This window comes from Burkholderia sp. FERM BP-3421 (genome assembly GCF_028657905.1).
In the GTDB taxonomy this organism is placed as follows: domain Bacteria; phylum Pseudomonadota; class Gammaproteobacteria; order Burkholderiales; family Burkholderiaceae; genus Burkholderia.
In genome coordinates, this window is sequence record NZ_CP117782.1 from 489,875 (window position 1) to 505,443 (window position 15,569).

Here is a 15,569-nt window from a genome sequence, read left to right on the forward strand (position 1 = left end):
TGACTCGACGATGACGGATCTCCAGGATGTCTTTGCGGCGGGCGGCGCGCGGCCGGCGACGCTCACGAGTGAACAACGCCAGGCGCTGGAACAGCGGTTGATGGAGCGAGGCGGCGAAGCGCGGGGCGCGATTCCCCGCCGCGGCGGGACGGATGCCGCGCCGCTGTCGTTCGCGCAGGAGCGGCTGTGGTTCTTCGATCAATTGCATCCGGGCAGCGCGCTGTACAACGTGCCGTTCGCGCTGCGGGTCCACTCGGCGGTGCGGGTGGCCGTGCTGGAGCAGACGCTGAACGAGATCGTGCGACGTCACGAGACGCTGCGCACGCGCTTCGAGGCGCATGGCGGCAAACCCGTGCAGCGTATCGTGGAAGCGGCGTCCGCGCCGGTCGCGGTGAGTGATCTGCGCGGGCTGCCGGCCGGCGAGCGGGAGGCGGCGGCGCAAGCGATCGCGGCGCAGGAGGCGGAGCGGCCGTTCGATCTCGGCCGCGCGCCGCTCGTGCGGGCGCGCCTGGTGCGGCTGGGCGAGGCAGACCATCTGATTCTGCTGACGCTTCATCACATCGTGTCGGACGGCTGGTCGATGCACGTGCTGCACCGTGAGTTGGGCGCGCTGTACACGGCGTTCGATGCGGGCCTGCCGTCGCCGCTGCGGCCGCCGTCGATCCAGTACGCGGATTTCGCGGTGTGGCAGCGGGACTGGCTGCAGGGCGAGACGCTCGCGGCGCAACTGGACTACTGGCGCGGGCAGCTGGCGGGCGCGCCGGCGGTGCTCGCGCTGCCGACGGACCGGCCGCGCCCCGCGGTGCAGCGCTATCGCGGCGGGCTGCTGCCGTTCGTGATCGACCGCGAGACGACGGCCGCGCTGCGCGCGCTCGCGCAGGCCGAGGGGGCCACGCTGTTCATGGTGCTGCTCGGCGCGTTCGCGCTCCTGCTCGCGCGGATCAGCGGCCAGCCGGACATCGTGACCGGCACGCCGATCGCGAACCGCACGCGCGAGGAAACGGAGGACCTGATCGGCTTCTTCGTGAACACGCTGGTGTTGCGCACGCGAATCGACGGGAACGCGTCGTTCCGCGCGCTGCTCGCAGATGTGCGGGAAACCACGCTCGCCGCGTACGCGCATCAGGATCTGCCGTTCGAGCGGCTGGTCGAGGAATTGCAGCCCGAGCGCAGTCTCGCGTACAACCCGCTGTTCCAGGTGCTGTTCGCGTTGCAGACCGACGGCGAAACGCGCGCCGGCTCGGGAACGGCGTCCGCGCAGCCCGTCGAACCGGCGGTGCCGCGCAACGGGATGGCGCGCTTCGATCTGTCGCTCGCGATCACGGACCAGGGCGCGGGGCTCGGCGGCGTGTTCGAGTTCAGCCGCGACCTGTTCGACGATGCGACCGTCGCCGGGCTGGCCGGCCAATTGCAGATCCTGCTGGCGGCGCTCGTGCGGCAGCCGGATCTGGCGGTCCGACGGCTGCCGTTGCTGTCGCCGGCGCAGCGGCACGCGCTGCTGTACGACTGGAACGGCCCGCGTCATCCCTATGATCCCGACCTGTCGGCGCCCGATCTGATCGCGTACCTGGCCGGGACGCTCCCGGAGCGCCCGGCGGTCGAGGCGCCCGACGGTCGGCTCAGCTATCGCGAACTGATGCGGCGCGCGCAGGGCGTCGCCGCGGCGTTGGTCGCGCGCGGCATCGGCGCGGAGGACCGGGTCGGCGTCTGTCTGCGTCCGTCCGCGGCGCTCGCGGTCGCGTTCCTCGGCGTCCTGCAGGCGGGCGCGGCGTACGTGCCGCTCGACCCCGCGTTGCCGTGCCGGCGGCTCGCGCACATCGCGCGGGAAGCGTCGCTGCGCGTCGTGCTCGGCGATCCGGGCGACGGGCACGACTGGGTGCCCGGAGACATCACGCTCGTCGACGTCGCGCAGGCGGCGTTCACGAGCGCGCCGTTCGTCTACCGGCCGCGGCTCGCGCCGGCGCAGTGCGCGTACGTGATCTTCACGTCCGGCTCGACCGGCGAGCCGAAGGGCGTTGCCGTGACGCACCAGGGGCTCGCGCGCGTCGCGTTCGGCCAGCGCGCGCTGTTTCGGCTCACGCCGGCCGATCGGGTGCTGCATTTCGCCGCGATCGGCTTCGACGCGTCGATCTTCGAAATGCTGCTCGCGTGGACGGCGGGCGCCTGCCTGCATTTCGCGCCGGCCGACGCACGCGCCCCCGGCGCGCCGCTCGCCGCGCTGCTGCGCGCGCAACGCATCACGGCCGCCGTGTTGCCGCCGGCGGCGTGCGCGATCACGCCCGACGCCGGGCTGCCCGACCTGGCGTTGCTCATGATGGTGGGCGAGGCTGTCGAGCCCGCCGTCGCGGTGCGCTGGGCCGCCGGACGGCGCTTCATCAACGGCTACGGGCCGAGCGAGACCGCGATCTGGGCGGCGACGGGCGGCTACGATCCGGCCACCGGCCGGGTGCCGATCGGCCGGCCGTGCATCAACACCCGGCTCTACGTGCTCGACCCGCATGGCGAACCGACGCCGCCGGGCGTCGCCGGCGAGCTGTACATCGGCGGTGACGGACTGGCGCGCGGCTACCTCGGGCGGCCCGATCTGACCGCCGCGCGTTTCGTGCCCGATCCGTTCTCAGGCGAACCGGGCGCGCGTCTGTACCGATCCGGCGATCTCGTGCGCCTGCGCGCGGACGGCATGCTCGATTTTCTCGGGCGGACCGACGAGCAGGTCAAGATCCGCGGCTTCCGCATCGAGCCCGGCGAGATCGAGGCGGTGCTGAGCGCCGCGCCGGGCGTCGGCGGCGTCGCGGTCGTCGCGCGCGGCGAGGGCGCGGCGCGGCGGCTCGATGCGCATCTCGCGCCGGCCGGCGCGTCGCTCGACGTGGACGCGGTGCGGCGTCATGCGCAGGAGCATCTGCCCGGCTACATGGTGCCGTCGGCGCTGTACCTCCATGCGGCGCTGCCGCTGACGCCGAACGGCAAGATCGATCGCGCGGCGCTCGCGGCCGCGCCGGTTCAGCCCGAGCAGACCCCCGCCGATGCGCGGCCGCGCAGCGAGGCCGAGGCGGCCGTCGCGGAGATCTGGTCCGGGCTGCTGGAGACCGACCAGGTCGGCATTCATCGCAACTTCTTCGAGATCGGCGGGCATTCGCTGCTGGCGACGCAGCTCGTGTCGCGCCTGCGCGAGCGCTTCGGGCTCGAGGTGCCGCTGCGCACGATCTTCGAGACGCCGACCGTCGCGGGTCTCGCGGCGCTCGTCGAGCGCGCGCCCGCGGGCGGCGCGCCGCGCGCCGGGGCGGCGGAGGTTCCGGGCGCACCGGTCCCGCGCGCGCCAGCCGAACTGGCCGACGTCGTGCTCAATGATCTGTTGTGCGCGCTGGCGACGCCCGACGGCGCGGACGCGGTCGACGCCGCGATCGACGCGGCGCTGCGCCGCCAGCCGGCGGATGGCGCAACGGCTTCGCTCGACGACCTGACGCCGGTGGACAAGCGCGCGCTGCTCGCGAGACTGTTGTCGGGGCCCGCGCGCGCGGCCGCCGAGTCGCGCGTCGCGCCGCTGTCGTTCGCGCAGGAGCGGCTGTGGTTCTTCGATCAGTTGCATCCGGGGAGCCCGCTGTACAACGTGCCGTTCGCGCTGCGGATCCGCGCGCCGCTGAGGGCGACGGTGCTGGAGCGCGCGTTGAACGAGATCGTGCGGCGTCACGAGACGCTGCGCACGCGCTTCGACGCGCGGGAAGGCAAGCCGGTGCAGCGGATCGCGGGCGCCGCGTCGGTGCCGTTCGTCGTGGACGATCTGCAAGGGCTGCCGGAGGGCGAACGGACGGCGGCGGCGCAGGCGATCGCGGCGGAGGAGGCGGGGCGGCCGTTCAATCTGGGTGAGGCGCCGCTGATGCGGGCGCGGCTGGTGCAGTTGGGCGAGGCGGATCATCTGGTCCTGCTGACGCTGCATCACATCGTGTCGGACGGCTGGTCGATGGGCGTGCTGTACCGCGAGCTGGGCGCGCTGTACGAGGCGTTCGACGCGGGCCGTCCGTCGCCGCTGCGGCCGCTGTCGATCCAGTACGCGGCGTTCGCGGCATGGCAGCGGGATTGGCTGCAAGGCGACACGCTCGCGGCGCAGCTGGACTATTGGCGCGGGCAGTTGGCGGGCGCGCCGGCGGTGCTGGCGCTGCCGACGGACCGGCCGCGGCCGGCGGTGCAGCGATATCGCGGCGGACTGCTGTCGTTCGCGATCGACCGTGCAACGACGGCGGCGCTGCGCGCGCTCGCGCAGGAAGAGGGCGCGACGCTGTTCATGGCGGTCGCGGCCGCCGTGAAGCTGTTCCTGAGCCGTTGCAGCGGTCAGCGCGACGTCGTCGTGGGCACGCCGATCGCGAATCGCACGCGCGCCGAATTCGAGGACTTGATCGGCTTCTTCGTGAATACGCTGGTGCTGCGCACGCGGATCGATGACGATGCGTCGTTCCGCGCGCTGCTCGCGAACGTGCGGGAGACCACGCTCGCCGCGTACGCACATCAGGATCTGCCGTTCGAGCGGCTGGTCGAGGCGCTGCAGCCCGAGCGCACGCTCGGCCACAACCCGCTGTTCCAGGTGATGCTGCTGTTCCAGGCGGCCGCCGGCACGTCGAGCGAGCCGGCCGCGCCGGCCGACGCGCCGCCGCCCGAGGCGCTGGGCGGCACCTCGAAGTTCGACCTGACCGTGGCGTTCGCCGAGACGGGCGGCGCGCTGTCGGGTGCGATCGAATACGCGAGCGATCTGTTCGATCCGGCGACCGTGGCGACGATGGCGGACCATCTGGTCAACCTGCTGCGCGCGATCGTCGCCGAGCCCGATGCGAGCGTCGCGGCGCTGGAGCTGATCGGCGCGGACGAGCGCGCGCACTTGCTGACGGGCCTCGCCGAGCCGGCCGAGGCGTTCGAGCCGGGACTGACGCTCGACGTGCGCGTCGCGCGCCAGGCGGCGAGCGCGCCCGGCGCGCCCGCGCTGGCGTTCGCGGACGCGACGCTCAGCTATGGCGAACTCGACGCGCGCGCGAACCGGCTGGCGCGGCTCTTGCGCGCGCGGGGCATCGGCACCGACGCGCGCATCGGGCTGTGGCTCGATCGCTCGGCGGCGCTCGTCGTCGCGATGCTCGCGGTGTGGAAGGTGGGCGGCGCGTTCGTCACGCTCGACACGCGCAATCCGCCCGAGCGGCTCGCCTCGATGCTCGCCGACGCGGGCGTGGAGCTCGTGCTTACGGCGGGCGGCGTCGAGGCGCCGCTGCCGGACGGCATGGCGCAGCTCGACCTGGACGCGCAGGCCGGGGCGATCGCGGCGCGTTCCGCGCAGTCGCTCAAGACGCGCAACGCGCCCGCCGGGCTCGCGCAGATCATCTTCACGTCCGGTTCGACCGGCAAGCCGAAGGGCGTGATGATCGAGCACCGTCAATTGTCGTGGCTGCTCGACGCGATGCACTCGGCGCGCATCGCGCCCGAGGATCGTGTCGCGCAGAGTTCGAGCCCCGCGTTCGACGTGATGGCGTTCGAATGCTGGGGCGCGCTGAGCGCGGGCGCGTGCCTCGTCGGCATCGAACGCGACGCGCTGCTGGTGCCCGACCAGCTCGCGGCGACGCTGGCCGAGCGCCGCGTTAGCGTGCTGTACCAGACGGCCACGCTGTTCAACCAGACGGCCGCGCATCGCCCCGACGCCTATCTCGGCGCGCGCCTGCTGCTCGTCGGCGGCGACCAGGTCGATGCGGCGAAGGTGCGCGCGGTGATGCAGGCGTCGCGGATTCCGGTGTTCAAGCACACCTATGGTCCGACCGAGACCACGGTGTTCTGCTCGATCCAGACGCTGACCGCGCCGCCGCCCGAAGGCGCGCCGCTGTCGCTCGCGCCGGCGCTGCCGCACGCGACGCTGTACGTCGTCGACGCGGCCGGCCGGCTCGCGCCGACGGGCACGATCGGCGAAATCCTGATCGGCGGGGCGTGCGTCGCGCGCGGCTATGTCGGCCGCCCCGACCTGACGGCCGAGCGCTTCGTGCCTGATCCGTTCGGCGGCGCGCCGGGCGGGCGGCTGTATCGCACGGGCGATCTCGCGCGGCTGCGCGCGGACGGCACGCTCGAATTCCTCGGCCGCGCCGACGGACAGGTCAAGATCCGCGGCTACCGGATCGAGCCGAGCGAAGTGGACGCGGCGCTGCGCGAGCATCCGGCGGTGCGGACGACGGTGACGGTGTGCCGGGGCGGTCCGGACGACCGGCAGCTGGTTGCCTACGTGGTGGCTGCCGACGCGGCCGCGCCGCCTGACGACGACACGCTGCGCCGTCATTGCAAGCGGCTGTTGCCCGACTACATGGTGCCCGCGCATTTCGTCGCGGTCGACGCGATTCCGCTGACCGCGAACGGCAAGCTCGATCGCGCGGCGCTGCCCGCGCCCGGCGAACGGCCGGCCGGCGGCGCGCCGGGCGAGCCGCCGCAGAGCGACACGGAGCGGGCGGTCGCCGCCATCTGGAGCCGGATTCTCGGCATCGAACGGATCGCGCGCACGGATCATTTCTTCGACATCGGCGGCCATTCGCTGCTGGCGACCCAGGTGATCTCGCGGCTGCGCGACGAACTCGGCGCGGAGGTGTCGTTGCGGACGATCTTCGAGATGCCGACCGTCGTCGATCTCGCGCGCGCGGTCGACGAGCTGCGCGCGAACGGCGCGCCGGCGTCGTCGGTTCCCGAGCTGGTCAGCGTGCCGCGCGCGGCCTATCGGGCGCGACGCGGCGGCTCCGCGCGCGGTGACGCGCAATGAGCCCGCTCGACGTCGCCACGCCGCCGGAGACCACTGAACAGGACGTGTACGTGTTTCCGGCGTCCTTCGCGCAGGAGCGGCTGTGGTTTCTCGAGCAGCTTCAGCCGGGCCAGGCGATCTACAACATGTACGACATCGTGCCGTGGCGCGGCGCGCTCGCGTGGGGCGCGCTGGAGCGCGCGCTCGACGCGTTGATCGCGCGGCACGAGACGCTGCGCACGCATTTCGACGTCGAGGACGGCCATCCGGTACAAGTCGTCGCGTCGACGGTGACGCTGCCGCTCGCGCTCACCGACCTGAGCGCGCTGCCCGAGGCCGAACGCGCGGCGGCCGCGCAGCGGTGCGCGGTCGACGAGGCGGCGCGGCCGTTCGATCTGGACGCGGCGCCGCTGTTGCGACTGCGCGTGATCCGGGTTGCGCCCGACGAGCACCTGCTGGTGCTGACGATCCATCACATCATCGCCGACGGATGGTCGATGCGCGTGTTGTATCGAGAATTCAGCACGCTGTACGCGGGATTCGCCGACGGCCGGCCCGCGACGCTCGCGCCGCTGCCGATCCAGTACGCGGACTTCGCGGTGTGGCAGCGCGACTGGCTCGACGGCGACGCGCTCGAGCGCCAGCTCGCGTTCTGGCGCGGCCAGCTCGACGGCGCGCCGGCCGCGCCGCTCGATCTGCCGTTCGACCGGCCGCGCCCGGCGGCGCCGAGCTATCGGGGCGCGCTGCACAACTTCTCGCTCGACGCGGCGACGACGCGTGCGGTGCGCGCGTTCGCGCAGCGCGAAGGCGCGACGCCGTTCATGGTGTTGCTGGCCGTGTTCAAGCTCTTGCTCGCGCGCTGCAGCGGACAGTCCGACGTGGTGGTCGGCACGCCGATCGCGAACCGGACCCGCGTGGAACTGGAAGGCTTGATCGGTTTCTTCGCGAACACGCTCGTGTTGCGCAGCCGCGTCGACGACACGCGCGGATTCCGCGCGCTGGTGGGCGCGGTGCGCGAGACGACGCTCGCCGCGCATGCGCACCAGGACTTGCCGTTCGAACGGCTCGTCGAGGCGCTTCGGCCGCAGCGCGCGCTGAATCACAACCCGCTGTTCCAGGTGATGTTCGTCCTGAACGCGTTCGACGATCGCGGCCGTCCGGCCGAGGACGACGGGCACGACTACCGCGAGATCGGCATCGGAACCGCCAAGTTCGATCTGCATGTGTCGATGATCGAAGTCGGCGGCCGCTTGCGGGGCATCGTCGAATACGCGACCGACCTGTTCGACGCGCCGACGATCGAACGGCTCGCGCGCCACTTCACGACGCTGCTCGGCGCGGCGCTCGCGTCGCCCGACCAGCCGATGGGCGCGCTGCCGCTGATGGACGCCGCCGAGCACGCCGCCGCGCTGGCCGCTGCCGCGTCGCCGTGGCCGGCCGAGGCGACGCCGCCGCTCGTCCATGAACGCGTCGCGGCCCGGGCGGCGGCGACGCCGGACGCGATCGCGCTTCGGCAGGGTGAGCGCGCGCTGACGTACGGCGAGCTGGCGCACCGCGCCGAGCGGCTCGCGCACGCGCTCGCGGCGCGCGGCGCCGGACCGGACGCGCCGGTGGGTATTTATATCGACCGTTCCATCGAGCAGGTGGTGGCGGTGCTCGCGGTGCTGCAGGCGGGCGCGTGCTACGTGCCGCTCGATCCGGTCTATCCCGAGCAGCGGCTCGCGGCGATCTGCGCGGACGCGCGGCTCGGGCTCGTGGTCACGGCGGGCGCGGCGCCCGCATTCGCCGGGCCCGCCTGCGTGCCGGTGGACGCGGACGCCCCGGCGGCGCGCGAGGCGCTGCCGGCCGCCCGGCGCGACAGCCTCGCCTATCTGCTCTATACGTCGGGCTCGACGGGGCGGCCGAAAGGCGTCGCGATGCCGCACGGGCCGCTCGCGAACCTGATCGCGTGGCAGCACGCCGCCGCGCCCGCGCCGGCGCGCGTGCTGCAATTCACGTCGCTGAACTTCGACGTGTCGGCGCAGGAGATCTTCTCGACGCTGGGCGCGGGCGCGACGCTCGTGCTCGCGAGCGAGGAGGAGCGCCGCGATCCGGCCGCGCTGCTGCGCCGCCTTGCGGCCGACGGCATCGAACGGCTCTTCGCGCCGGCGGCCGCGCTCCAGGCGCTGGCCGCGACGGCGGCGGACGACCCGGCGGGCCCGGCGCTGGCGTTGCGGGAGATCATCACGGCGGGCGAGCAGTTGCAGGTGTCGCGGCCGCTCGCGGATTTCGTGCGCCGCCATCGCATCGCCGCGTTGTCCAACCAGTACGGCCCGACCGAGACGCACGTCGCGACCGAGTGGCGTCTCGCCGGCGCGCCGGACGACTGGCCGGAACTGCCGCCGATCGGCCGCGCGATCGCGGGCGCGCGGGCCTATCTGCTCGACCGCCTCGGCGCGCTGGTGCCGGACGGCCTGCCGGGCGAGCTGTGCATCGGCGGCTGCCTGCCCGCGCGCGGCTACCTTGGCCAGCCGGCGCAAACGGCCGAGCGCTTCGTGGCCGATCCGTTCTCGCCGACGCCAGGCGCGCGGATGTACCGCACCGGGGATCTCGCGCGCCGCCGCGCCGACGGCGCGCTCGTGTTCCTCGGCCGGCTCGACCGGCAGATCAAGGTGCGTGGCGTGCGGGTCGAACCGGGCGAAGTGGAGGCCGTGCTGCGCGACGCGCCGGGCGTGCGCGAGGCGGTGGTGGTCGACGGGCCGGACCCGGCGGGCGGCCGTCGCCTGATCGCGTACGTGAACGCCGCGCGCAGCCAGGACGGCGCGGCCGACGCGGCTGCGCTGCGGCGTCACTGCCGCACGCGGCTGCCCGAGTCGATGGTGCCGGCGCTGTTCGTGCCCGTGACGGCGATGCCGCTCACGCCGAGCGGCAAGATCGACCGCGCGGCGCTGCCGGATCCGGAGCCGCCGCGCGCGGCCGCGTCGTCGGACGCGCCGCCCGGCACCCCCGTCGAGATCGCGCTGGCGGCGATCTGGAGCGAGGTGCTGAAGGTCGAGCCGGTCGGCCTGCATGACAATTTCTTCGACCTGGGCGGCCATTCGTTGCTCGCCACCCGGGTGGCCGCGCGCATCCGCGCGCGGCTCGGCGTCGAACTGCCGCTGCGGCGGCTGTTCGAGGCGCCGACCATCGCCGAGCTGGCCGTCGCGATCATCGACGCCGAGCTGGCGCGCACCGCGCCGGCCGAACTTGCCGCGCTGCTCGGCGAGACGGCCGCGCGCGATTTCCAGGGAGATCGCCGATGACACGAGACGAGGACGACACGACGCGCTACCAGGTCGTGGTCAACGAGGAAGAACAGTATTCGCTGTGGGCCGCGCACGCGACGCCGCCGCTGGGGTGGCGCGAGACGGGCTTCGAGGGCGACCGGGACGCGTGCCTCGCGCGCGTCCGCGAGGTCTGGACCGACATGCGGCCGCTGTCGCTGCGCCGCGTACTGGGAGGGGACGCCTCATGAGCGAACAGCCAACACAGCTGCGCATCGCGCTGCTCACGTCGGACGACGCGCATCACCGCTATCTCGCCGCCGAACTGCATCGCCGCTTCGGGCTCGCCGCGCTGGTGGTCGAGCCTTCCGATTGCCAGCACCGGCGGCTGTGGCGGCGCAGGCGCTGGATCGACTGGGCGGCGCTCGGCTATCACCGCTGGCGTCGCACGCTGGTCGGCTTGAATGCCTATCGCCGCGCGTATTTCGCGCTGCCGCCCGACGCGCCCGAATGGCCGACGCCGCCGAGCCTGACGGTCGACTGGATCAATCGCGACGAGGTCGTCGCGCTGCTGGAGGAGACCGCGCCCGACGTGACCGTCGTGATCTGCACGAGCATCCTGTCGCGCCGCACGCTGGCCGCGACGGGCACGACGATCAATATCCACGGCGGTTTCCTGCCGTGGTATCGCGGCAATCAATGCTTCTTCTTCGCGCTCTACGACCGCGCGTTCGACCGGATCGGCTCGACGATTCATTTCGTCGACGCCGGGGTCGACACGGGCGACCTCATCACGCGGATCACGCCGCCGCTGTACGCGGACGACACCGCCGAGAAGCTGTACTGCCGCGCGGAGAAGGCGGCCATCCACCGGCTCGTCGAACTGCTCGCGGATCTCGAGGCGGGCGTGCCGCTGCCGCGCGCGCCGCAGTCGCCGGTCGGACGGCAATACCGCAATCGCGACCGCAATGTGTTCCATGACCTGCGGCTGTTCTTCCGGCGCAAGCGCGGCGCGCTGGGCATTCCGACCGCGGCCGCGGCCGCGGGCGCGAGCGCGCGCGTCGCGCCCTCTGAGTTCCTGCGTTCCGAAGGAGAATCGCGATGAGCCATGTCTACGTGCTTTACACCGGCGGCACGATCGGCTGCATCGGCACGCCGCTCGCGCCGATGCCGGGGCCGCAGTTCCAGGCGCTGATCGAATCGATGCCGGGGCTCGCCGGCGGCGAGGTGGCGGGCTATCCCGACCTGAGCTACACGGTCGCGTGGTTCGACACGCCGCTCGACAGTTCGAACATGACGCCGGCCGACTGGATCACCATCGCGCAGTCGCTCGCCGAAGTCTACGACGACTACGACGGCTTCGTGGTGCTGCACGGCACCGACACGATGGCGTTCAGCGCGGCCGCGACGTCGTTCCTGCTGCAGGGGCTCGCGAAGCCCGTCGTGTTCACGGGCTCGCAGGTGCCGCTCGCGACGACGCTCAACGACGCGCTGACCAATCTGATCGGCGCGATCGTGATCGCCGGCACGACGGGCATTCCCGAGAGCCTGCTGTACTTCGATTCACTGCTGCTGCGCGGCAACCGCTCGGTCAAGGTCAACGCGAATCAGTTCGCGGCGTTCGCGTCGCCCAATTTTCCGCCGCTCGCGACGGTGGCCGCGCAGATCACGATCAACACGGCGTTGCTGCTGCCGCCGCCGGACTGGAGCGTGTCGCTCGACAACCCCGCGAACCTCGCCGCCGCGAAGACGCGCCTGAGCAGCCAGTCGCAGGCGCTGCGGAATTTCGCGGCGATCGTGATGACGCTCTATCCGGGCATCGGCGCATCGGTCGCGAACGCGATGATCAACGAGAGCGCGCCCGCCGTGCGCGGCGTCGTGATCGAGGCGTTCGGGGAAGGCAACGGCCCGTCGGCCGCAGACTTCCTGCAGGTGCTGTCGACCGCGAACAAGGCGGGCGTCGTGCTGATGGACAACACGCAGGTGCTCGCGGGCACGGTCAACATCGGGGCCTACGAGACGGGCTCCGGACTCGCGGAAGCGGGCGCGATCAGCGCCTACGACATGGTGCCCGAGGCATCGCTCGCCAAGCTCGTCAGTCTGATCAGCGTGGGCATGGCGCCCGCCGAGATCCGCAAGACGATGCAGCGCAGCCTGGCGGGCGAGATCACGCCGCCCGAGAGCGCGGCCGTGAGGACGCTGCCGGGCCACTGAGGCCGCCGCCGATTCACTCAACCCGAAGGAGACAGAAAATGCTGATGAAACCTTATGCGCGTTACCGGCTGAGCGGGATGATCCACGAAGACGACCCGCGCTATGCGGTGCTCAGTCCGGGGATGGAGCTGGCGTCCAACCAGCAGATCGCGCCGAACTACGTGACCGTGCCAGGCGGCAAGCGGGTGCCGCAGTACGCGCCCAGCGTGGTCGGCACGTCGATCGCCTACGATCCGGCCGCCAACTGCGAAGGCTGCTTCATGTCCTACAAGTTCCAGGTGAACAACAACTGCTACAACTACTCGACGAACATCGCGTCGAACTCGTTCGCGCAGCCGGGACGGATGCACGGCTATTTCCTGACGTCGCCGCCCACCGGTCCCGACGTGGTCAAGGGCGCGGAACTCGACGGGCTCGTCAACCTCGGTTCGTCGACCCGCGAGGACATGGCGCAGCATGCGCGCGCGCAGGGCGGCGTCGGCCACTACGTCGCGCTGCTGATTTCGCCGGGCGACGCGTCGGTCGGCTGGCCGGGCGACTATCACTGGGTGCGCTGCGACTCGACGTCGAAATTCGATACGTGGTCGCAGAAGGACGGGGGCGACCAGGTCACGAACTTCGATTTCGCCGGCAACCCGATCAGCTGGCCGCCGACGGCCGACTGGGTGGTGAACCAGGGGCCGCTGATCCAGGGCAATCCCAACGACATCGTCGTGTCGTACAGCTTCTACTGCTTCATGTACGTACCCGCCGCCGGCATCTCGGTGATCTGAGCCGGATGCCTCTGCGCGCCTCGGCGGCGAGGGTTCGCCGTCCGGCGCGCGGGTTTCGCCGCGCCGCGCGGGCAGCGTGGGCCGCCGGCCGCGCCTCGGCGAGACAACCATGGAGCCTGAGAGGACCGCGCGCGGGACGGTGTGATGCTGTCCGCCGCCATCCCGCCATCCCGCCATCCCGCCATCCCGCCATCCCGCCATCCCGCCATCCCGTCATCCCGTCATCCCGTCATCCCGTCATCCCGTCATCCCGTCATCCCGTCGCGGCCCCGCAGTCCTGCGGCCTCACAGCCGCGCGACGTCGGCGATCGCGTCCACGAACGCGCGCGGGGCTTCCTGAGGCAGGTTGTGACCGATGCCGCCCGAGATCGTCCGGTGCGCGTACTTGCGCGCATAGACGGCGGGTTCAGGATGGGGCGCGCCGTTCGCATCGCCTTCGAGCGTGATCGACGGCACGGTGATCGGCGGCGCGGCCGCGAGCCGCCGTTTCAGCGCGCCGAAGCGCGATTCGCCCTGCACGAGCCCCAGCCGCCAGCGGTAATTGTGGATCACGATTGCCACGTGGCCGGGATTGTCCAGCGAGGCGGCGGAGCGCGCAGATCAAGGCCTGCGACGGCGATATCGATGACGACGCGCGCAAGCGGGCGCGCTTGGGCAACCGCGCCGCCGCGCTGTCCGCCGGCGAGGCGCGGGTGTCGATCGGATGCGGAGAAGGTGGCGCGTACAACGATCTCAGTCGCGGGTATCGGCTGCGCCGCGTGGGGCCGTTGTCCGGCGATCCGGTTGAACCGGAGGGGGCGGGGCGCGACGATGCGTTGCAGCCGGCGAATCAACGGGCGGGCGCGGGATAGACGGCGGAGCAGCAGCGCTTGTCCAGTTTCGATCGCGTGCGCGGCATCGGAGACTGCGGCGACCAGACGGACTGGGACGTCGACGGGACGCGGTTCGTGCGGGAGCGCGAGCGCCTGGAAAGCGCCTGCGCGGGTATAGGCGTGGCGGCGTGGCCCCGGCTCTATCGAACGAAGCGGGAGTCGTTGACCCGGCGTTTGTTTTGCGTGCGCGCGTGGCGGCGGTGCGCGGGCGGCGAGCGGGAAAGCGGGTTGCGGGGCCGGACCGATGGTAGAATGCCGTCCGCCCTTGCCGGGGTGATGAAATTGGTAAACATAGCGGACTTAAATGTTTGAGTGCCCGGTTGGAAACGGCCGGTGTAGAACCCTTCAAATTCGGTGAAACCCCTGATGCGCGATGCATCGAGGCAACGCCGAGCCAAGCCTTGGCGTTGCCGAGGAAGGTGTAGAGACTAGACGGGGGGCGCCTAAGATCCGGCGCGGCGCGCATCGCGCGCGCCGAACGGAAGATGGCGAAGGCATAGTCCAGCGCACGAACGGGCTGCGCACGCAGCATCGGCTTCGAAAGAAGCAGTGTGATGAAAATCCGCCGCCTTAACAGGCTTGCCGGTTCAAGTCCGGTCCCCGGCACCAAGCACCCTCTACGTAATTTCCCAAAGAAGTAGAACCTAGTGGAATCAAGGGGTTGGAGGGGTTTTCTTATTGAATTCCTTTTCACGTTTCCCATGTTCGGGTCGTAAAGTGCGGGCTCAATTCCCCACTTCCTCCCCACGTCACTCCCCATCATGGCATCAGTCACGCCGGTTAATGGAGGCTTTCGCGCCCAGGTGTATATCGCTGGTAAGGACGGTTCGAAGTCCCTCCGCGTCTCCAAGGTGCTGCGCACCAAGCGCGAGGCGACGAACTGCGGCGCTGCCCGAGAAGCGGCGCTTTTAGCGCAGCGCGATACGCCACCCGCAGACCTGCACACCCTCGAAGATGCGATGAAGCCGTACGCCGAACGCGTCTCGACGAAAAAGGGCGGAACGAAAGAAGACGCGATCCTTGGAATGAGCATTCGATAAGATCCATCAGACTGTCGCGGAATTCGTGCCTGCTAGAATTCGAGCGAATTCCTCTGGAGGCGATATGGCGAAATGCACGCGTTTCTATCAGGCGTTCAAATCGAATATGGACGCCTTGGGACTCTCGGCGCCTGCCAGCTTGTTCGGCTCTGTCCAGGCGGCTACGGGGACGCTGACGACGATTCTGGGCACGCTCAAGGCCCTCGGCCCCAATGCCACGGTCGCGGAGCTGATCGGCGCGACAACCGGACTTGAGCTGCTTGGTGTGGTCGCTGCCGGTGGCGCTGCATTCTATGCGGGCGCTGTAGTCGGGAGCCTCATCGTCGCGACCAACGCGTCGCTCTATTGCAGCAACAAGGTTGCGGCGGCGTCGAGCGTGCATCAATGGGCGTCGCGTCGCGGCATCTCGTTGCCGCCGAGCGTCTATCAGGCTATTCAGCGGCATCCGGAAGTCTTGCAACCCGGCAACGCGTCGCGCGCCTACGCTTTCCGCGCACAACTTCGGGCGGCAGCATGAGCCGGCTTGCGGATCGAGCGCTCCTCATCCTGGCGGCGGTGGTGCTTGCTGGCGGCGCGTGGGCGATGCTTCATTATTCTGGAGAGTGGTTTTTCCCGGCAGCTTCGCTCGTTGTGTTCGTCCTTCTGGTCGTACAAAATCATCGGCTCAGAAAGCGCCTGAAAAG

The 15,569-nt window shown here is 71.1% G+C and carries 9 protein-coding genes and 1 pseudogene; 9 read left to right on the forward strand and 1 reads right to left on the reverse strand.

Annotated features, from left to right (window positions below):
* Positions 1 to 10 precede the first annotated feature (10 nt).
* The 6 genes from Bsp3421_RS18420 to Bsp3421_RS18445 are packed head-to-tail and all read left to right on the forward strand — an operon-like array spanning position 11 to position 12,974.
* Complete coding sequence (locus Bsp3421_RS18420) at positions 11 to 6,766, forward strand: non-ribosomal peptide synthetase (RefSeq protein WP_274002253.1); 6,756 nt, start codon at positions 11 to 13, stop codon at positions 6,764 to 6,766.
* Positions 6,763 to 10,026, forward strand: coding sequence for an amino acid adenylation domain-containing protein (locus Bsp3421_RS18425; RefSeq protein ID WP_274002254.1), 3,264 nt, complete (start codon positions 6,763 to 6,765; stop codon positions 10,024 to 10,026). Before Bsp3421_RS18420 ends, Bsp3421_RS18425 begins: the two co-directional genes overlap by 4 nt.
* Positions 10,023 to 10,238 carry an MbtH family protein gene (locus Bsp3421_RS18430; protein ID WP_274002255.1) on the forward strand — a complete coding sequence of 72 codons (216 nt, stop codon included), beginning with the start codon at positions 10,023 to 10,025 and terminating at the stop codon, positions 10,236 to 10,238. The genes Bsp3421_RS18425 and Bsp3421_RS18430 overlap by 4 nt, the downstream gene beginning before the upstream one ends.
* On the forward strand, positions 10,235 to 11,092 hold the full coding sequence (locus Bsp3421_RS18435; RefSeq protein ID WP_274002257.1) for a formyl transferase: 858 nt from the start codon (positions 10,235 to 10,237) through the stop codon (positions 11,090 to 11,092). Before Bsp3421_RS18430 ends, Bsp3421_RS18435 begins: the two co-directional genes overlap by 4 nt.
* On the forward strand, positions 11,089 to 12,201 hold the full coding sequence (locus Bsp3421_RS18440; protein WP_274002258.1) for an asparaginase domain-containing protein: 1,113 nt from the start codon (positions 11,089 to 11,091) through the stop codon (positions 12,199 to 12,201). Before Bsp3421_RS18435 ends, Bsp3421_RS18440 begins: the two co-directional genes overlap by 4 nt.
* A 38-nt stretch (positions 12,202 to 12,239) precedes the next feature.
* Positions 12,240 to 12,974, forward strand: a complete 735-nt coding sequence (locus Bsp3421_RS18445; protein ID WP_274002259.1) for a hypothetical protein — start codon at positions 12,240 to 12,242, stop codon at positions 12,972 to 12,974.
* A gap of 285 nt (positions 12,975 to 13,259) precedes the next feature.
* Here the strand turns inward: Bsp3421_RS18445 and Bsp3421_RS18450 are convergent.
* Positions 13,260 to 13,568, reverse strand: a pseudogene (locus tag Bsp3421_RS18450) (alpha/beta hydrolase); the annotation flags it as partial.
* A gap of 293 nt (positions 13,569 to 13,861) precedes the next feature.
* Between Bsp3421_RS18450 and Bsp3421_RS34455 the strand changes: the two are divergent.
* From Bsp3421_RS34455 to Bsp3421_RS18460, 3 genes are all read left to right on the forward strand, one after another.
* A complete protein-coding gene (locus Bsp3421_RS34455; RefSeq protein ID WP_443111591.1) occupies positions 13,862 to 14,158 on the forward strand; it encodes a DUF1176 domain-containing protein in 297 nt (98 codons plus the stop codon).
* A 449-nt stretch (positions 14,159 to 14,607) separates the two neighbouring features.
* On the forward strand, positions 14,608 to 14,886 hold the full coding sequence (locus Bsp3421_RS18455) for a hypothetical protein (protein ID WP_274002260.1): 279 nt from the start codon (positions 14,608 to 14,610) through the stop codon (positions 14,884 to 14,886).
* Positions 14,887 to 14,950: 64 nt separating this feature from the next.
* On the forward strand, positions 14,951 to 15,403 hold the full coding sequence (locus Bsp3421_RS18460) for a hypothetical protein (protein WP_274002261.1): 453 nt from the start codon (positions 14,951 to 14,953) through the stop codon (positions 15,401 to 15,403).
* The last annotated feature ends 166 nt before the right edge of the window (positions 15,404 to 15,569 follow it).